The following is a 15,594-nucleotide window of genomic DNA, read 5'->3' as shown; positions in this document are numbered from 1 at the left end:
GCCTCGCGGACACATCCTCAGCAGCAACCCCACCATCAGGGGATTCGCACCGCACATCCCATGTACCTCACCTCACTTGTCTTCTAGAGCTGGTAGGCTCGCCCACCAGCCATCCGGAACAGGTGGAGCGGCGCGTCGCCTCGAGGATCGGACTGGGTCGTTTACGCGAGGCGCGACATCGGCGAGGTGAGTCGCTAGCATCGCTCTGGGGCATCACCGATGTCGCGGATCAGCGACGTCGTCTCGACGCACGCTTGGCGCGGACGAACCGAGGAGAACTGCCGTGACGGATCAAAAGGATCTCTGGAAGCTCGCGTGTGCAGCGTTCGCCATGCTGTCCATGGCGTTGATCGCAGGCTGCGATCAGGGAGGTGGGGACGAGGTCGGCAGCAAAGGCAACGGCAAAGAGGCTACGACCGAGGTCGTCAAGATCGCGTTCGTGACGAACGGGTCCAGCGACTTCTGGAAAATCGCGTTCGCCGGTGTCCACAAATACGAGCGAGAGGCCAAGATCCAAGTTGACATCAAGGTGCCGCAGGTCAGCACGCCCACGGAGCAGAACCAGCTCCTCGAGAGCCTCGCCAGCCAGGGCTACGACGCCATCGGCGTGAGCGTCCTGGCGCCGGACGATCAGGTGACCGTGCTCAACAAGGTGGCGGAGAAGGTCAAGCTGATCACGTTCGACTCCGACGCCCCGAAGTCGAACCGGCTGCTCTACATCGGCACGAACAACTATGAGGCCGGCAAGGTGCTCGGCAACGAGATCGTGAAGCTCTTGCCGAACGGCGGGAAGATGGCCGCCTTCGTCGGCATGTTCGCGGTCGACAACGCGGCCCAGCGCCTCAAGGGCATCCAGGACGTTGTCGCCCAGCACAACATCCAGCTCGTCGACAAGCGCGAGGACAACACCGATCTCGCCAAGGCGCGCTCGAACGTGGAGGACATCATCAACGCCCACTCGGACCTCAACGTCGCGATCGGCCTCTGGTCGTACAATGGGCCGGCCATCGCCGCCGCCGTCGAGGCGCTCGGGAAGAAGGGCAAGGTCCTCCCGGCCGTGTTCGATGAGGAGGACGCGACCCTCGCCGGCATCGAGAACGGCACCGTCGCCTGCACCGTCGTGCAGAAGCCGTTCCAGTTCGGTTACCTGGGGAGCAAGTGGCTCCACGACCTCGCGACCAAGGGCGACGCGGCCATCGCCGCCATCCCCCCGAACAAGGTGATCGACACCGGCGTCGACGTGATCAACAAGGAGAACGTCGCGCAGTTCAAGGCCACGCTCGCCGAGATGAAGAAGTAGCCCGCTCCCCCCGCGGCTCGGGCGAGGGCCTCTCCTGGCCGTCCCGGTTCAGCTCGGCCCAGAAGGGCTGGAGGTGCGCGCGCGGCGATAGACGATCTGGCCGCCGGTCTTCGACAGAGCGTAAGCGAACCCGAGCTCCAGGGTCGAGCGGGTGATCAGGCTCCCGAGATCCACGCCCTGCTCCACCATCAGCCGCGCCGCAGCCGGCGAGACGCCGACGAGCACGACCTCGGCGCCGAGCAGCCGCGCCGCTCGCGCCGCACGCAGGAGGTGCTCCACCGACGCGGCGTCGAGGAACGCCATCCCCGTGACGTCGACCAGCACCACGCGCGCGTGGTGATCGGTGATGTCTTGCAGCATCGACTCGATGAAGCGGCCGGATCGCTGCGCGTCCATCGTCCCGACGATCGGCATCACGAGGATGTTCCGCGCGATGGGCACGACCGGGCTCGAGAGCTCGCGGATCGTGTCGAGCAGCGACTCCTGGTGCCGGTTCGCGTGCTCGAGCTCATGGGTCCGCTCGGTGATCCGGTGAACCAGCCGCGCGTTTTCGATCGCCACGGCCATCGTGTCGACGACGCGCTCGATCATCGTGAGGTCGTCGAGCGAGCACGCCGCCCGGCGCTCGCTCTCCAGGACCAGGGCGCCGAAGGCAGACCCGTGGGCAAGCAGCGGGACGCCGACCAGGGTGCGCGCCCCCTTCCCGCGCGCCTCGACGACATCGGGCGCGTCGCGGAGCTCGCTCGAGTGCGTATCGACGATGATCGGCCGGCCGGTGCTCAGCACCCGCCCGACCATCGACCTCGCGTCGAGGGGGGCTCGCTCCTCGCGGTACCCCTCGCTCCCCGCGTCCACGGTGACGAGGAGCAGTTCCTTCTCGCGGCTCTCGTAGGGGAGCTGCTCCCTTCGCCTCGCCGCCTTGCGGTTCGCGTCCAGGGCCAGGTAATCGGAGAGGGGGAGCGACCAGGGCGTGCGCTCGATGGTCACGACGTCGATGCCGGTGTCGATGAAGCGCAGCGCGGCCCCTCCCGCGGAGCCGGAGCGCGTGGGCAGCCCGGCCAGGGCCGCCTCGGCGCCCTTCGATAACGTGTCGTGGAGCACCCGCACCGCGCGGTAGCCCATCTCGTGCTCGCGCTGGACCAGGACCGCGTGGACGGTCCCTTCCCGGAGCATCTCGAGCGTGTCCGTGAGGAGATCGAAGGCGACGATCTTGAGCTCCCCCGCCCGCCCCAGCGCCCTCGCGGCCGCACCCCACGACAGGCCGTTCTCGGCGCAGACGCCGAGGGCGCCGGCGATTCCTCCGGCCTGCACGGCCTCCCGGGCGATCCGCTTCCCGAGCTCGATGTCGAACCGGTCCTCGGCCGGCGGCTGCAGATCGAAGGGCGTGCCGGAGACCGCCGCACGGAACGCCTCGATGCGCTCGCGGCTGTTGATGGCGCTGAGCCAGAACGTCAGCGCGCCGATCTTGCCTCCGCCCGGGAGCAGCCGGGCCATCATCTCCGCAGCGAGCCGCCCCGCCGCCACGTTGTCGGTGCCGATGTAGGCCTGAGCGCAGCTGCCCTCGACGGGCGGCGTGTCGATCGTGACCACCGGGATCCCGGCCTCCGCCGCCCGACGGATCGCCGGCTCGAGGACCTCCGGGGTGATCGGCGCCACGGCGATACCGTGCACGCCCCGGTCGATGGCATCCTCGAGGATCCCGCGCTGCTCGACGGCGCTGTGGGCGGGGGCGTTGCGGACGTCGACGTGGAGGCCGACGCTGCGCCCCGCGGTGAGGGCGCCATCACGGACGTTGTTCCAGAACGACAACGGCGACCGGTGCGGGACATGGTAGATGCGGAGCTCGCGGGCCGCGGCGTCGCCGCGCGCGCCCCCGGAGGGGGCGCCGCTCAGCAGGACGAGGTGCACGGAGCGCCACTGCGGCGTGAGCTGCACGCTCTTGATGCCCTTCGAGATCATCTCGACGAGCTCATGCGTGCTGGTCTGCGCGGCCACCGCGTTCAGCACCGCCTCGAGCACGCGCACCTCCTGGGCCGACCGCGCCTTGTCGTTGTAGAGCTCTCGCCGCTCCAGCGCCGCGCCGGCGCGCTCGGCCAGCGCGAGGAGCCGCGCCCAGCGCTCGCCGGAAGGCGCCTGCCCGTCCGGCTGCTCGACGGCGAGCACGCCGATCGTCTGTCCCTGCACGCGCACCGGGGTGAGGACCACGATCGCGCCCGCGGGCACGAGGTGCAGCGCCGACGCCCCCGGCAGGTGCTCGCGGTACCAGTCGGTGGCCGCCATGACCCGCGCGCTGTCCGCGGAGTCGTGCCTCGAAAGCGTCGCGATCACGGTGGCCGGCCCCGCGCCGCCGACGACCTCCTGCGGGCTCGCCAGCACGCCAGCGAGGCCGACAGAGGCCTTGTAGACCAGCTGCTCCCCGTCCCGGACCAGGAGGCTCCCGCGCTGCGCGGAGGGCACGGTGCCCACGGCGTCGATCACGATGTGATGCAGGGTTGCGTGAAGATCGAGACCGGTGACCATGCGCCTTGCGTACCCCCACACCCCACCCCGACGACGGCGCGGCTTCGCGCCAGTGGGCGTGATCGGACGGCATCTTGTCAAGGGGTGACCAAGCCGCCTCTGGGCGCCGTTCGCTTCCTCTGCGCGGCGTCCTCCGCGCAGGGCATCCACGCCGGTGATCTGCGGGGTCAGGCATCATGGGAACGTGACGTCCCTCACGTCCGGTTCCTAGCGTACCCGCGTGCCAGCGTGCCAGCGTGCCAGCGTGCCAGCGCGACGACTGGCTCCGTGAGGCCGGTCGCCACGGAACGGCGCGGCGGCTACAGCGCTTCGGCAAGCGAACTCCAGCGCAAGTTGCCTGCGCGGGCAGGCTCGCACGAGCGTCGGATCGTGACCGGCTGATCCCATGAAACCGCTGCATGTCGGTCGAGGGGTCACCGGCATGGCGGATGCTTACCAGGCGCGCGCGCTGGACGTCGACAGCATGACGGATCAAGGCGCCCAGGCGTCGGATCCGTGTGCACGCGCCGCGACCGCGCACACCGCGGGAGCGCAAGCCATTGCGCATCCTCGCGCATTGAGGAACAACGACCATGAAGATACTTGCTCATCCTCGAACCTCTCTCTCTCTCTTCCTTCCCTTGACCTGCCTTGCAGCGGCGGCTGGGTGCGCCTCCCCTCTGCCCGAGGAGCCCACGGCCGTCGCGACGATGGAGAGCCAGTGCGGCTTCTGGGACCCGCAGGACGTCGAGCTCTACGACGGGACGCTCGGCGTGACCCAGGCGTTCGTGGACCAGCACGAGATGCCCGTGGGCCTCGTGCCCTCGAGGTGCAGCGGAACGCTCATCGCCCGCAACCTCTTCCTTTCAACGGGCAGTTGCTATTACCAGGTGGGCGACACGGTCTCGTTCAACTACCAGGTCGACGCCCAGACGGGGGTGATGAAGGCGGGGGATGAATTCAAGGTGATCGAGGTCGTCGAGCAGCAAGACGACGCCAACTACAATTATTCGTTGGTGCGGCTCGATCTCCCTGCGGCGGACCGCTACGGCACGGCGCGCATCTTCGACCGCGACCCGAGCGGCGGTGAGCTGCTCACGGTCATCTCGCATCCGGATGATGTGAACGGGATCGCGAAGCGCGTCAGCACCGGATCTGAAGCCGGAGCTTCCACCGTGGGTGACAATTGGTTCCAGCATCGGGCGGACACGACGTTCGTAAGCCCCGGGGCCGGCGTGCTCGACAGCGCAGGGCGGCTCATCGGAGTCAACACGGACGGCGGATGCCATCCGGTTTTTCCATTCGGTGCCAATTCAGCATTGAAGATGACCGCGTTGCTCGATCACTCGACGACGCTCCAGAACCTCGGCAGCGATGGCATCTGGTTCTCCAACGGGAACAACACGTTTACCAAGAATAGCCTCACCGTGAGGGGCCATTTCATTCCGTTCACCGGCGACTTCGACGGCGATGGTGATGACGACGTCTTCTGGTACGGGCGAGGCAGCGGCGCCGATTTTATCTGGTGGTCCACCGGCGGAGCCTTTACCGAGCAGAGCGTCACGGTCGGTGGCCTGTATGTCCCGTTCGTCGGCAACTTCGACGGCCAGCACGGAGATGACATCTTCTGGTACGGCCCCGAGGAGAAGGCCGACTATATCTGGTGGTCCGACGGCGACCAGACGTTCACATCGGAGTCGAAGACCGTCTTCGGCGACTACATCCCCGTCGCCGGTGATTTCGATGGTGACGACGACGACGACATCTTCTGGTACGGAAGGAAAGGTCGCGCGGATGGGATCTGGTGGTCCAACGGCGGGAGCTTCACCATGGTCCCTGACACGGTCAGCGGGGACTACTTCCCGATAGCCGGCGACTTCGACGACGATGGCGACGACGACATCTTCTGGTACGCGCCCGGGAGCGCCAGCAGCGGCCTCTGGTGGTCGAACGGCACGTTCTTCAACAAGGTGAGCGTGTCCGTGGGCGGCTACTACATGCCGTTCGTCGGCAACTTCGACGGCCAGCACGGCGACGACATCTTCTGGTACGCGCCCGGGAGCGTCGCCGACGGCATCTGGTCGTCCAACGGGACCGGCTGGTTCTCCTGGAGCGCGCACACGGTGAGCGGCCAGTACCACGGCGTGAGCGGAGATTTCAACAACGATGGGGACAGCGACATCATCTGGTACGGTGGCCCAGCGAAGAATTGATCTGGCGTCGTGCCGTGCGCCTGCGGCGAGCTACCGGCCGCGCCTGGCGCGATGCTCCACGGAGAGCGAGCTCCTCCAGCACGGCGGCTAACGCTGCTGCCGAGCACGGCTGATGTGGAGATGCGGCGCCGTGAGCGGCCCTCGCCCGGCGCAAGCCGCGCGCCGGCGCGGACTGGAAGCCGCGCGAGGGCGCGGCTCAGCGCGGCGAGTCGCCGCGGCGGTACTCCGCGGTCAGCTCGTCGAGCCGGGCCTTCAGCTGCGGATCGAGCGCGAGCTCGGCCGCGGCGAGCGTGGCGTCCAGCTGATCGGGCCGGCTGGCGCCGATGATGGCCGAGGTGATCGCCGGGTTGGCGAGCACCCACGCGACGGCGACGGTCGTGAGCGACTGGCCGGCTTCGGCGACGATGCCCTGCAGCTTCTCGACGGTCGCGAACGCGCGCTCGTTCCAGTAGCGCTGCTGGTAGTTGCTCGCCGCCGTGCCCAGCGTGAAGCGCGTGCCCGGCGTGGGCTCGCCGCGGCGGTGCTTGCCTGTGAGGAGCCCACCGGCGAGCGGGTTGTACGGGATCACGCCGAGGCCCTCCTCCTGCGCGAGCGGGAGCAGCTCGCGCTCGATCTCGCGGAACAAGAGCGCATAACGCGGCTGCACGGACACGAACCGCGTGAGCCCGCGCACGTCGGCGCGGCCGAGCGCGCGCGCCAGGCGATAGGCCAGGTAGTTGGAGACGCCGATGTACCGCGCCTTACCGGAGCGCACCACCGCGTCGAGCGCCTCCAGCGTCTCGTCGATCGGTGTGTCGCGATCGTCGGAGTGGAGCTGATAGAGATCCACGTAGTCGGTGCCGAGGCGGCGCAGCGAGGCGTCGATGGCGTCCAGGATGTGCTTGCGCGAGGCGCCCTGATCCCATTCGTTCGGGCCGACGCGGCCGACGCACTTGGTGGCGAGGATGAAGCGGTCGCGCTTGCCCTTGAGCCAGCGGCCGACGATCTCCTCGGTGCGCCCCGCGGTCGGCAGGCCGCCGCCCAGCGGATAGACATCGGCGGTATCGAGGAAGTTGACGCCGGCGGAGGCGGCCTTATCGAGGATGGCGCGGGAGGTCTCCTCGTCCGTCTGGAAACCGAACGTCATCGTGCCCAGGCACAGGCGAGAAACGGTGAGGCCGGTACGGCCGAGGCGGGTGGTCGGGATGCTCATGGTCTTCCGTGGGTTCTTCGGGGGCTGGCCCGTACAGTTTCAGACAGGGCGGCTCGGGGCGTCAATCGGGCACGCCGAGCGGGGTGAAGCGGTGTGAATGATGAGAGAGATCGGCCGCAGAGGCACAGAGGGAGAGACGGAGGGGGAGAGAACGATCCCCGTGCTCTCCGTGGCTCTGTGGTCGATCTGGCCAGGGACCCGCGCCGCTCGGCGCGCGAGCCCGTGGCCGGCCGAGCGGGCGAATCAGTAATAGATCGGCCCGACGCTGCCGCCGCCGGCGACGACGGCGTCGCCGTTGATCGCGACGCTCCTCGGCGAGGCGAGGAACGTGACGACCCACGCGACCTCGCGCGCGTCGACGATGCGGCCGATGCTCACCGAGGCGGCGAGATCCTTCTCGGCTTCGGGCCGGACGCGCTCGGTGCGCGTCGCGCCGGGGTGCACGACCGTGACGTTGATCCCCTTCGGGCCCAGCTCGTCCGCGAGGTTCTTCGTGATCGCCGCCACGCCGACGTTGCGCAGGGTGGCGACCGGGCGGCCGGTCTTGCGCACGGCCAGCCCGCCGATGTTGATGATGCGGCCCCAGCCGTTCGCGATGAGGTGCGGCGCGACGGCGCGCGCGGTCCGCAGGTAGCCCACGACCTTGATGTTGATGTCCTCGATCACCTGCGCATCGACGATCTGCTCGAGGCGCGTGGCGGGCGAGATCCCGCCCGGCAAGGCGGCGTTGTTGACCAGGATGTCCACGCCGCCCAGCGCGGCGACGGCGCGCTCGACGAGCGCGTTGACCGAGGTCTCGTTGCCGGTATCGACCACCAGCGGGACGACGCGGCGGCCCGTCTCCGCCGAGAGCTCGGCGGCGGTCGCCTCCAGCTTGTCCTTGCCGCGCGCGGCGATCACGACGTCGGCGCCCTCGCGCGCGAGCTCGCGCGCGATGGCCTTGCCGATGCCGCGGCTGCCGCCGGTGACGATGGCCCGCTTGCCGGTGAGTTCGAGATCCACGATCAGTCCCCTTTCCTTCGCACGTACGACGCCCGCGGCCTCGTACGTGGCGGGAGCCGCGCAAGGGCACGTCTCGTTCCATGCTCGTCTGGCACGTTCGATCCGGGGAGCGAGCGCGCGCCTCGCCCGGTCCTGGTCCCGGCGCGCGCTCCTGGCGGCGCCCGCGACGAAAGCGGGCCCGGCGCCCGCCTGCTTCGCAGGCAGCAGGCTGCTTCCGCCGTGCTGCGGGCGGAGCAGCCCGCGCGCCGCGCGGCTTGGATCAGCGGGGGGCGGCCTTCCGGAAGAGCCTCCTCGCGACGGCGCGGGTCATGGAGAGGAGGTTGTCGCTGGTGAAGCGGAACCAGAAGCCGGCGTAGCAGCCGTTCGTGCGGAAGCCCGGGTTGACCGCGGCGTAGCGCCTCGCCGCCGGGCGGTCGAAGTAGCGCGGCGGATAGCGGCTCAGCGTCTCTTCGGTCATGAAGATGTTGACCAGGAAGAGCCCGGTCTCGTCGTCGACGTGGTAGTTGCTCTCCCCGGCGAGCCGGAGGAACGCCTCGCGCACGGCCTCGTCCTCCGCGGTGCTCCGCCGCTTCGGATCGAAGATCTCGTAGCGCGCGAGCGCCTCGGTGATGGAGACGAAGCCGAAGAGGCTGGCGATCGAGAGCCGGTAAAGGCGCGTCCGCGGCGCGCGGCGCTTCGTCTCGAGCAAGAACAGGAGGCCGGAGGCGAGGTGCAGCCCGCGGGTCCGGAAGTCGGGCGCGATCCGCAGCTTCCCGCCGACGATGGCCCGGCTGCGAGGCAAGCCGAGCGGCGCGGTCTTCCAGAACTGGAATCCGACGATCGCGCCCGTGTCGACGCGGCGGAAGACATGGACGACGTCGTTGGTCCTGGCGTGGACGCAGAAGTGCTCGAAGCGCTCGGCCATGAGCGCGTTCGAGAGGGCGTGGAGCTCGCGCAGGCGCTGGTCGTCGAAGTCGCGCCGCTCGACGGTCTCGACGCGGACGGCGGGGCGCAGCGGGGAGAGCTGGAGGAGGAGGTTCAGCATGATGGCGCCGGCCCGCGGAGGTCGCCTACGCCCCGTACATGGCGAACAGCGCCCGCCTGGCCTCCTCCGCGGCGACGTTCACGGGGCCGACCAGCGCCGCGTCCATGCCGAACGTCGTGCGCAGCGGCCTTTGGCCGTGCGGCATCTCGAGGAGCTTCAGCAGCACGCCCGCGAGCTCCGCCGGGTCGGGCCCCGTCAGCGTCTTGACCGCCTCGAGCGTGGCGCGGATCACGCCGTCGAGCTCGCCGTACTCGGCGGCGCGCGCCTCGTCGTCGTGCAGCCACATGTTGTGGAAGATCTTCGTCTGGACCAGCCCCGGCTCCAGGATCACGACGTCGATCCCGAACGACCCGAGGTCGATCTTGTAGCCCTCGGCCATCATCTCCATCGCGGCCTTGGCCGCGCAGTAGTGCGTCGACCTCGGCATGAGGATGCGCCCCCCCATGCTGGACGTGAAGGCGAGCACCCCCGTCTTGCGCCGGCGCATGTGCGGCAACACGGCGCGACAGACGCGCTGCGCACCGAAGACGTGCGTGTCGAAGAGCCGCCGCAGCTGATCGACGCTGCTGCACTCGGTCAGCCCGATCAGGCTGTTGCCCGCGTTGTTCAGGACCACATCGATCTGCCCGGCCTTCTCCACCACCGTCGCGACCGCCGCGGCGACGGACGCGTCGTCCGTCACGTCGAGCGCGATCGCCTCGATCGGCACACCGGCGGCCGAGAGGCCGGCCACCTCGTCGCGCGCCGCCCGGTTCTTGCCCTCGGGATCGCGCATGCCCGCGAAGGCCACATAGCCGTTCCGCGCGAGCGCCTCCGCCACGCTCCGGCCGATCCCCGTGCTCGCGCCCGTCACCAGCGCCACCCGCTTCGTCATCGTCCCTCGCCTCCTCGAGCGCCGGGGCCCTACCCGGCGCTGGCCGCGCGATCGATGCTACCACGCGGCCTTTTGGATCGAGGTCGGCGCGCGGCTATGCGACGGCGAAGCCGGCGCTCAGCAGGTCCTGCGGCCGGGACGAGGATCCGATGTGGACGCGGAACTCCCCCGGCTCCACCACGCGGCGCCCCTCCGCGTCGATGATCGACAGCGCCGAGGCGGGGAGCTCGAACCGCACCGCGCGCGCCTCGCCCGCGGCCAGGCTCAGGCGGCGGAACGCCTTGAGCTCCTTGACCGCCCACGTGGACGACGTCACCAGATCCTCGATGTACAGCTGGGCGATCTCGACCCCCTCGCGCTCTCCAGCGTTGGTGATCGTCACCTCGAACGAGGCCACGCCGTCTCGCCCCACGCTGGGCGTCAGGACCTTCAGGTCGGCATAGGCGAAGCGCGTGTAGCTCAGGCCGAAGCCGAAGGCGAACGCTGGCTCCTGCGTGAGGTCGGCGTAACGGCTCCCGTGCTGGCCGCGGGCCTGGTTGTAGAACACGGGCTGCTGGCCCACGTGGTAGGGAAACGAGATCGTCAGCTTGCCCGAGGGGTTGATCCGCCCGAAGAGCGCCTCGGCCACGGCCCGCCCGCCCATCATCCCCGGGTTGAACGCCTCGACGATGGCCGACACGCCGAGCACCGAGCGCGGCAGGACGAGCGGCTTGCTGTTGACGAGGACCGCGACGGTGGGGACGCCCGTCCTCGCGATCGCGTCCGCCAGGGCCTTTTGCCCGCCCATGAGCTCCAGGGTCGCCGTGCTCTTCGTCTCGCCGATGAACTCGATCCGGTCCCCGAGGACCAGGACCACCACGTCGGCGCCCCGGGCGAGCTCCACCGCCGCAGGGATGCCCGACTCGTCCTCGCTGACCACCGAACAGCCTGCCGCATGCACCACCTCGCACCCCGGCGGCGCGAGCTCCCGGATCCCGTCCACGATCGTGACGATGCTCGAGCGGGGGTGCTCGGGGCCGTTGCCGCCGCTCATCTGGCCCGACCCGAGCGACCAGTCGCCCAGCTGGGCGATCGGGTCGTCGGCGTTGGGGCCGATCACGGCGATGCGCCGCAGGGGCTTCGGCCCCGCGCCCGCCCCGTCCGCGAGCGGCAAGAGGCCGTCGTTCTTCAGCAAGACCAGCGAGGCCCGCGCCACCTCCAGGTTGAGCGCCCGGTGGGCCTCGCACCCGATGACCTCCTTGATCCGCCGCTCGCTGCTGTACCCCGGGTCCTCGAAGAGCCCGAGGGAGAACTTGAGCGCGAGGACGCGCCGCACCACCGCGTCGATCTCGGCTTCGGCCAGGAGCCCGCGGCGCACCGCCTCCTGCGCCCCCTCGTAGAACTGCGGGGTCGCCATCATCAGGTCGTTCCCGCTGCGGATCGCCACCGTGGCCGCCTCGGCCATGTCCTTGCAGACCTTCTGATCGAGCACGAGGTTGGCCACGTTGTTCCAGTCGGTCACGACGATGCCCTCGAAGCCCCACTCCTCCTTGAGGACCTCGGTCAGCAGCCAGCGGTTTGCGGTCGCCGGTATCCCGTCCATGGACTGATATCCGGTCATGAACGCCATGCATCCGCTCTGCGCGGCCCGCTCGAAGGGCGGCAAGAAATACGAGCGCAGGTAGCGCCGCGAGATGTTCGCCTCCGAGGCGTCACGGCCGCCCAGCGTCTCCGAGTAGCCCGCGTAGTGCTTGGCCGTGGCCAGCACCGCGTCCGGATCGTCGAGGCCCTTGCCCTGGTAGCCCTTGACCATCGCGCACGCGAGCTCCCCGATGAGGTAGGGATCCTCGCCGAACGTCTCCCCCACCCTGCCCCAGCGGAGATCGCGCGTGAGGCACAGGACCGGAGAGAACGTCCACTTGAGCCCCGTGGCCCGCATCTCGGCGGCCGTGACCCGGGCGACCTGCTCGAGGAGCCCCCTGTCCCAGCTGCACGCCATGCCGAGCTGCGTCGGGAAGATCGTGGCGCCCGCCCAGAAGGAATGACCATGAATCCCGTCGTCGGCCATCAGCACCGGAATGCCGAGCCGCGTGCCCAGCGCGCGCTTGATCGCCGCGTCGGCGTCCTTCCCGTTGCAGTGCAGGAGGCTGCCGACCTTCATCCGCCCGATCGCGTCCTCCAGGTCCCCCTGCGCGTCCAGCTGCATGAGCTGGCCGACCTTCTCCTCCAGGGTCATCCGGCTCAGGAGATCTTCCACCCGCTTGCCCACGGGCTGCTTGGCGTCTTTGTACAGGGGAGCGTCGTTCATGAGTTCTCCTGAGCGACTCCTCGAGCCGCCGTCCAGCGAAGCGCAGCGCGCGCTCCTTCGACGGGCGCGCCTTCCGGGCCCAGATCGGCCTCGCCGCGGTCCAATCCCATGTCGGCCGCGCCGCGGTCAAATCACATGCGGACGACCGCGCTGCCCCACGTGAGCCCGCCGCCGAGCGCGCACAGCAGCACGTGATGCCCGGGCAAGATCCGCCCGTCGCGGAGCGCCTCGTCGAGCGCGCTCGCGACCGAGCCGGCGCTCGCGCCGGCCGCGCTCTCGCCGTCGAGCGCGCCGAGGACGCGCTGCCGCGGGCACCCGAGGCGGTCGGCGAGGTGCGCGGCGAGCTGGGCGTCGGCGTGGTGCGGGATCACCCAGTCGACGTCCGCGGGCGCGAGCCCGGCCGAGGCGAGCGCCGCGAGCGCCTGCGCGCCGAGGTGCTCCTCCACGGCCTGCCGCAGCTCGGGCTGCTTCACGCGCAGGTACTGCCGATGGTCGGCGAGCCGCTCGACCGTGAGCGGCTCCGCGGATCCGCCGCCGGGGACCTGGAGCACGTCGGCCCTCTTCCCGTCGGCCCGGAGGCTGACGCTCAGGATCCCGCGCCCGTCGCCGGCCGCCGGCCCGACGACGACCGCACCGGCGCCGTCGCCGAAGAGCTGGGCCGAGGCCCGGTCGCGCGGATCCACGCGGCGCGAGAGCAGGTCCGCGCCGATCACGAGCACGTGCTTCATGGTCCCCGCCGCGACGAACTGGGTCGCCACGGACAGCCCGTAGAGGAAGCCCGTCAGCGAGGCGGAGAGGTCGAACGACGGGATGAGCTCGGCGCCGAGCTTCTGCTGCACGTACACCGCGGTCGCCGGCATCGGCGCGTCGCCGCTCGACGTCGCGAGGATGATCATCTCGAGGTCGCGCGGCCCGAGGCCGGCCGCGTCGAGGGCCGCCTTCGCCGCCCTCGTCGCCAGGTCGCTCGTCGTCTCGCCGGCCGCGCCGCGGCGCCGCTCGTCGACCGCGCTCGCGTCGCCCGCGGCGCCGTCCGCTGGCGGCGCGCCTGCGTGCGCCCCGCCCTCCGGGGCGGCGAGCGGCAGGGAGCGGCCTGTGCCGAGGATGCGCGCGCGGGGATTTCTGGCATCGGACGTCATTGGAAGCGCAGCCTACATCATGGGCTGCGGGTTGGGACGGGCGATCGCGCGCCGAGCCCGGTACACGGAATGCTTGAGTCGCGGACGCGCTCCGGTACATAAAGCGCCGCGATGGCTACGAGCTCCGAAGACAAAGACCGCCCCGACACGGACGACGCACCTTCCGGCGAGGCCGACGCGCAGGACACCAGCAAGGAGGACGGCGAGGGCCGCGCCGCTGCCCACGCCGACGCAGCGGCCCCCGCGAGGGCCTCGCGCCCTGCGAAGCCGGCGGGCGCCGCGCGGCGCCCGGCGGGCAAGAAGCCCGGGGCGCGGCCTCGCGCGGCCGCCCAGCCGCAGGGCGGCTCGCTCGGCAAGAGCATGATCTTGTTCCTGATCATCATCGGCGGCCTGGCCGCGGCGTTCGCCTATTTCGGGCGCGAGCCCGCGCCCGGCTCGGCCGGTCCGAAGAGGAAGCCGGGGGACAAGGCGCAGGTCGAGGTCACCCTCGTGTCCAGCGACATCAAGGATCTCGCCTGCTGGTCGGCCGAGGAGATCAGCGGCCGGCACTGCGCGTTCGAGTCGCCCACCAAGGGCTGGTCCAAGGGGGACGCGGACGACAAGAAGTTGCTCCGTCCTTACACGACGACCGACCGCGAGCAGTTCCTCGCCGCCGGCCTCTGGAGCGAGCCCGCCCTCACGGGCAAGCTGCCGTCCGCACGGTTCGCGGTGAAGTGCACCTTCACCGTCGAAGGCAAGATGAAGAAGCCGGGCATCCGCTGGTCCAGCGAGGGCGCATGGCTCGACAGGACCGATGACTGGAACACGGGGCTCTTGTCGGATTGCAAGCTCATCAACCCCTGATGTCGCAGGCGCTGCCGCGTTCGCCTGCGCCGCGCGTGACCCGCGCCGCGCGACGCAGGCGAACGCGGCGCGCGGTGCGCGCTGCGCCATGGCTCTCGTGTGACCGCGACCCCCCGTGGTAGTGTCATGATCGGCTTGGAGGTGCTCATGCCCAGTCATCGGGTGACCGCATTGGTGTCGTTGGCCGCATTGTTCGCCGTTGCTGGATGTGAAGCTGACCCGGGCACCGTGAACGTTCTGCCGATCTACGTCACCGTATCGAGCTCCTCTGGCGGCGGCGCGGGTGGAGAGGGCGGGGCGACGACGACGACCACCACCACCACCGTCTCCACGACGAGCGCTGGCGGCGAGGGCGGCGCGGGGGGCGTTGCGTGCACGTGCGACGCCGGGCTCTCGTGCTGTGGACCGGCCTGTGTCAACCTGGCCAACGATCCGCAGAACTGCGGAACGTGCGGCACGCGCTGCCCCGACGAGCAGGCGTGCATCCAGGGCGAGTGCAAGGATCCCTGCGATCCGAACTTCGGGTGCGAAGAGGGCATTTGCTGCGGGGTGGAGTGCTGCCTTGGCGGCACGATCTGCTGCGACTACGGGACCAGCGCCGAGGCGCCCGACCTGCACTGCCAGCAGCCGGAGAACGGGACCTGCCCGCTCGCCTGCACCGGCTGCGGGAGCTGACGGACATCGACAGCGGCGCGCGGTGCGCCCGGGCGATCCGGGAGCGCCGCGCGTCGGCGCCTCGCGCGTCGGCGCCTCGCGCGCCGCGCTGCCGAGCGCGCGCGTCGTCCTCGCGCGGCGCTCGCGCGCGGACCGCTCACGCCTTCTCGAAGACCTTGCCCGGGTACTTCCGCTCGAAGTGCCCCACGATGCCACGGCCGATCGCCTCGATCGTGAGCCCGGCGATCCCCATCTTGATGGCGGGTCCGACCAGGGGGACGAAGCCGACCGCCCGGGTGGCGAGGAATTTCAAGCCTTGCCCGAGGATGGCGAAGCTCCCGCCGGCGGCGGTCGTCGCCACGGATCCGACGCTCTCGCCGTAGATCGCGCCGACCATCGACATCATGTGCGTCTCGATCGCGACGAGCCCGGCGGACGTCGAGATCGGGAGCGGGAGCGCGGCGAACGCGGCGCCGCCGATCGCGTAGCGGTGAACCCAGCGAAGAGCTTCATCCCTGCACGTCGTCATGCCTCGAGGTTGCCGCAAGTCGCGCCGTCCGTCCATCGCGC

The 15,594-nt window shown here is 70.2% G+C and carries 12 protein-coding genes; 4 read left to right on the top strand and 8 right to left on the bottom strand.

Annotated features, from left to right (window positions below):
• Nucleotides 1–283 precede the first annotated feature (283 nt).
• On the top strand, nucleotides 284–1,300 hold the full coding sequence (locus WME83_RS15505; protein ID WP_437320054.1) for a sugar-binding protein: 1,017 nt from the start codon (nucleotides 284–286) through the stop codon (nucleotides 1,298–1,300).
• A gap of 48 nt (nucleotides 1,301–1,348) precedes the next feature.
• Here WME83_RS15505 and WME83_RS15500 read toward each other — a convergent pair whose 3' ends face one another.
• Entirely contained in the window at nucleotides 1,349–3,820 is a 2,472-nt protein-coding gene (locus tag WME83_RS15500) for a substrate-binding domain-containing protein (protein WP_437320053.1), read from the bottom strand.
• Between the two features lie 572 nt (nucleotides 3,821–4,392).
• On the opposite strand from WME83_RS15500, the gene WME83_RS15495 reads away from it, so the two are divergent.
• A complete protein-coding gene (locus WME83_RS15495) occupies nucleotides 4,393–6,012 on the top strand; it encodes a trypsin-like peptidase domain-containing protein (RefSeq protein ID WP_437320052.1) in 1,620 nt (539 codons plus the stop codon).
• Nucleotides 6,013–6,208: 196 nt separating this feature from the next.
• On the opposite strand, the gene WME83_RS15490 is transcribed toward WME83_RS15495, so the two are convergent.
• The 6 genes from WME83_RS15490 to WME83_RS15465 form a co-directional block, all read right to left on the bottom strand.
• On the bottom strand, nucleotides 6,209–7,204 hold the full coding sequence (locus WME83_RS15490) for an aldo/keto reductase (protein ID WP_437320051.1): 996 nt from the start codon (nucleotides 7,202–7,204) through the stop codon (nucleotides 6,209–6,211).
• A gap of 243 nt (nucleotides 7,205–7,447) precedes the next feature.
• Nucleotides 7,448–8,206, bottom strand: a complete 759-nt coding sequence (locus tag WME83_RS15485; RefSeq protein ID WP_437320050.1) for an SDR family NAD(P)-dependent oxidoreductase — start codon at nucleotides 8,204–8,206, stop codon at nucleotides 7,448–7,450.
• A gap of 259 nt (nucleotides 8,207–8,465) precedes the next feature.
• A complete protein-coding gene (locus WME83_RS15480) occupies nucleotides 8,466–9,230 on the bottom strand; it encodes a hypothetical protein (protein ID WP_437320049.1) in 765 nt (254 codons plus the stop codon).
• Nucleotides 9,231–9,255: 25 nt separating this feature from the next.
• Nucleotides 9,256–10,104 (bottom strand): SDR family NAD(P)-dependent oxidoreductase, encoded by an 849-nt coding sequence (locus WME83_RS15475; RefSeq protein WP_437320048.1) that lies wholly within the window; start codon nucleotides 10,102–10,104, stop codon nucleotides 9,256–9,258.
• A 94-nt stretch (nucleotides 10,105–10,198) separates the two neighbouring features.
• Nucleotides 10,199–12,391, bottom strand: coding sequence for a glycoside hydrolase family 3 N-terminal domain-containing protein (locus WME83_RS15470; protein WP_437320047.1), 2,193 nt, complete (start codon nucleotides 12,389–12,391; stop codon nucleotides 10,199–10,201).
• A gap of 131 nt (nucleotides 12,392–12,522) precedes the next feature.
• Nucleotides 12,523–13,527, bottom strand: coding sequence for a beta-ketoacyl-ACP synthase 3 (locus WME83_RS15465; protein WP_437320046.1), 1,005 nt, complete (start codon nucleotides 13,525–13,527; stop codon nucleotides 12,523–12,525).
• Nucleotides 13,528–13,638: 111 nt separating this feature from the next.
• Between WME83_RS15465 and WME83_RS15460 the strand changes: the two genes are divergently transcribed.
• Both WME83_RS15460 and WME83_RS15455 read left to right on the top strand, forming a co-directional pair.
• On the top strand, nucleotides 13,639–14,370 hold the full coding sequence (locus tag WME83_RS15460; protein WP_437320045.1) for a hypothetical protein: 732 nt from the start codon (nucleotides 13,639–13,641) through the stop codon (nucleotides 14,368–14,370).
• Nucleotides 14,371–14,598: 228 nt separating this feature from the next.
• Nucleotides 14,599–15,045 (top strand): hypothetical protein, encoded by a 447-nt coding sequence (locus WME83_RS15455; protein WP_437320044.1) that lies wholly within the window; start codon nucleotides 14,599–14,601, stop codon nucleotides 15,043–15,045.
• A 136-nt stretch (nucleotides 15,046–15,181) separates the two neighbouring features.
• Here the strand turns inward: WME83_RS15455 and WME83_RS15450 are convergent, their stop codons facing one another.
• Nucleotides 15,182–15,553 (bottom strand): hypothetical protein, encoded by a 372-nt coding sequence (locus WME83_RS15450; protein ID WP_437320043.1) that lies wholly within the window; start codon nucleotides 15,551–15,553, stop codon nucleotides 15,182–15,184.
• Nucleotides 15,554–15,594: the final 41 nt, after the last annotated feature.

It is taken from the genome of Sorangium sp. So ce385, assembly GCF_051474135.1.
Taxonomy (GTDB): domain Bacteria; phylum Myxococcota_A; class Polyangia; order Polyangiales; family Polyangiaceae; genus Sorangium; species Sorangium cellulosum_D.
This window is presented reverse-complemented; position numbering and strand designations above follow the sequence as displayed.

Excerpts from the sequence above, each read along its gene's own strand:
- WME83_RS15450 (WP_437320043.1), bottom strand. The coding sequence starts at position 15,553 with ATGACGACGTGCAGGGATGAAGCTCTTCGCTGGGTTCACCGCTACGCG.
- WME83_RS15460 (WP_437320045.1), top strand. The coding sequence starts at position 13,639 with ATGGCTACGAGCTCCGAAGACAAAGACCGCCCCGACACGGACGACGCA.
- WME83_RS15495 (WP_437320052.1), top strand. The coding sequence starts at position 4,393 with ATGAAGATACTTGCTCATCCTCGAACCTCTCTCTCTCTCTTCCTTCCC.
- WME83_RS15480 (WP_437320049.1), bottom strand. The coding sequence starts at position 9,230 with ATGCTGAACCTCCTCCTCCAGCTCTCCCCGCTGCGCCCCGCCGTCCGC.
- WME83_RS15475 (WP_437320048.1), bottom strand. The coding sequence starts at position 10,104 with ATGACGAAGCGGGTGGCGCTGGTGACGGGCGCGAGCACGGGGATCGGC.
- WME83_RS15465 (WP_437320046.1), bottom strand. The coding sequence starts at position 13,527 with ATGACGTCCGATGCCAGAAATCCCCGCGCGCGCATCCTCGGCACAGGC.
- WME83_RS15500 (WP_437320053.1), bottom strand. The coding sequence starts at position 3,820 with ATGGTCACCGGTCTCGATCTTCACGCAACCCTGCATCACATCGTGATC.
- WME83_RS15470 (WP_437320047.1), bottom strand. The coding sequence starts at position 12,391 with ATGAACGACGCTCCCCTGTACAAAGACGCCAAGCAGCCCGTGGGCAAG.
- WME83_RS15490 (WP_437320051.1), bottom strand. The coding sequence starts at position 7,204 with ATGAGCATCCCGACCACCCGCCTCGGCCGTACCGGCCTCACCGTTTCT.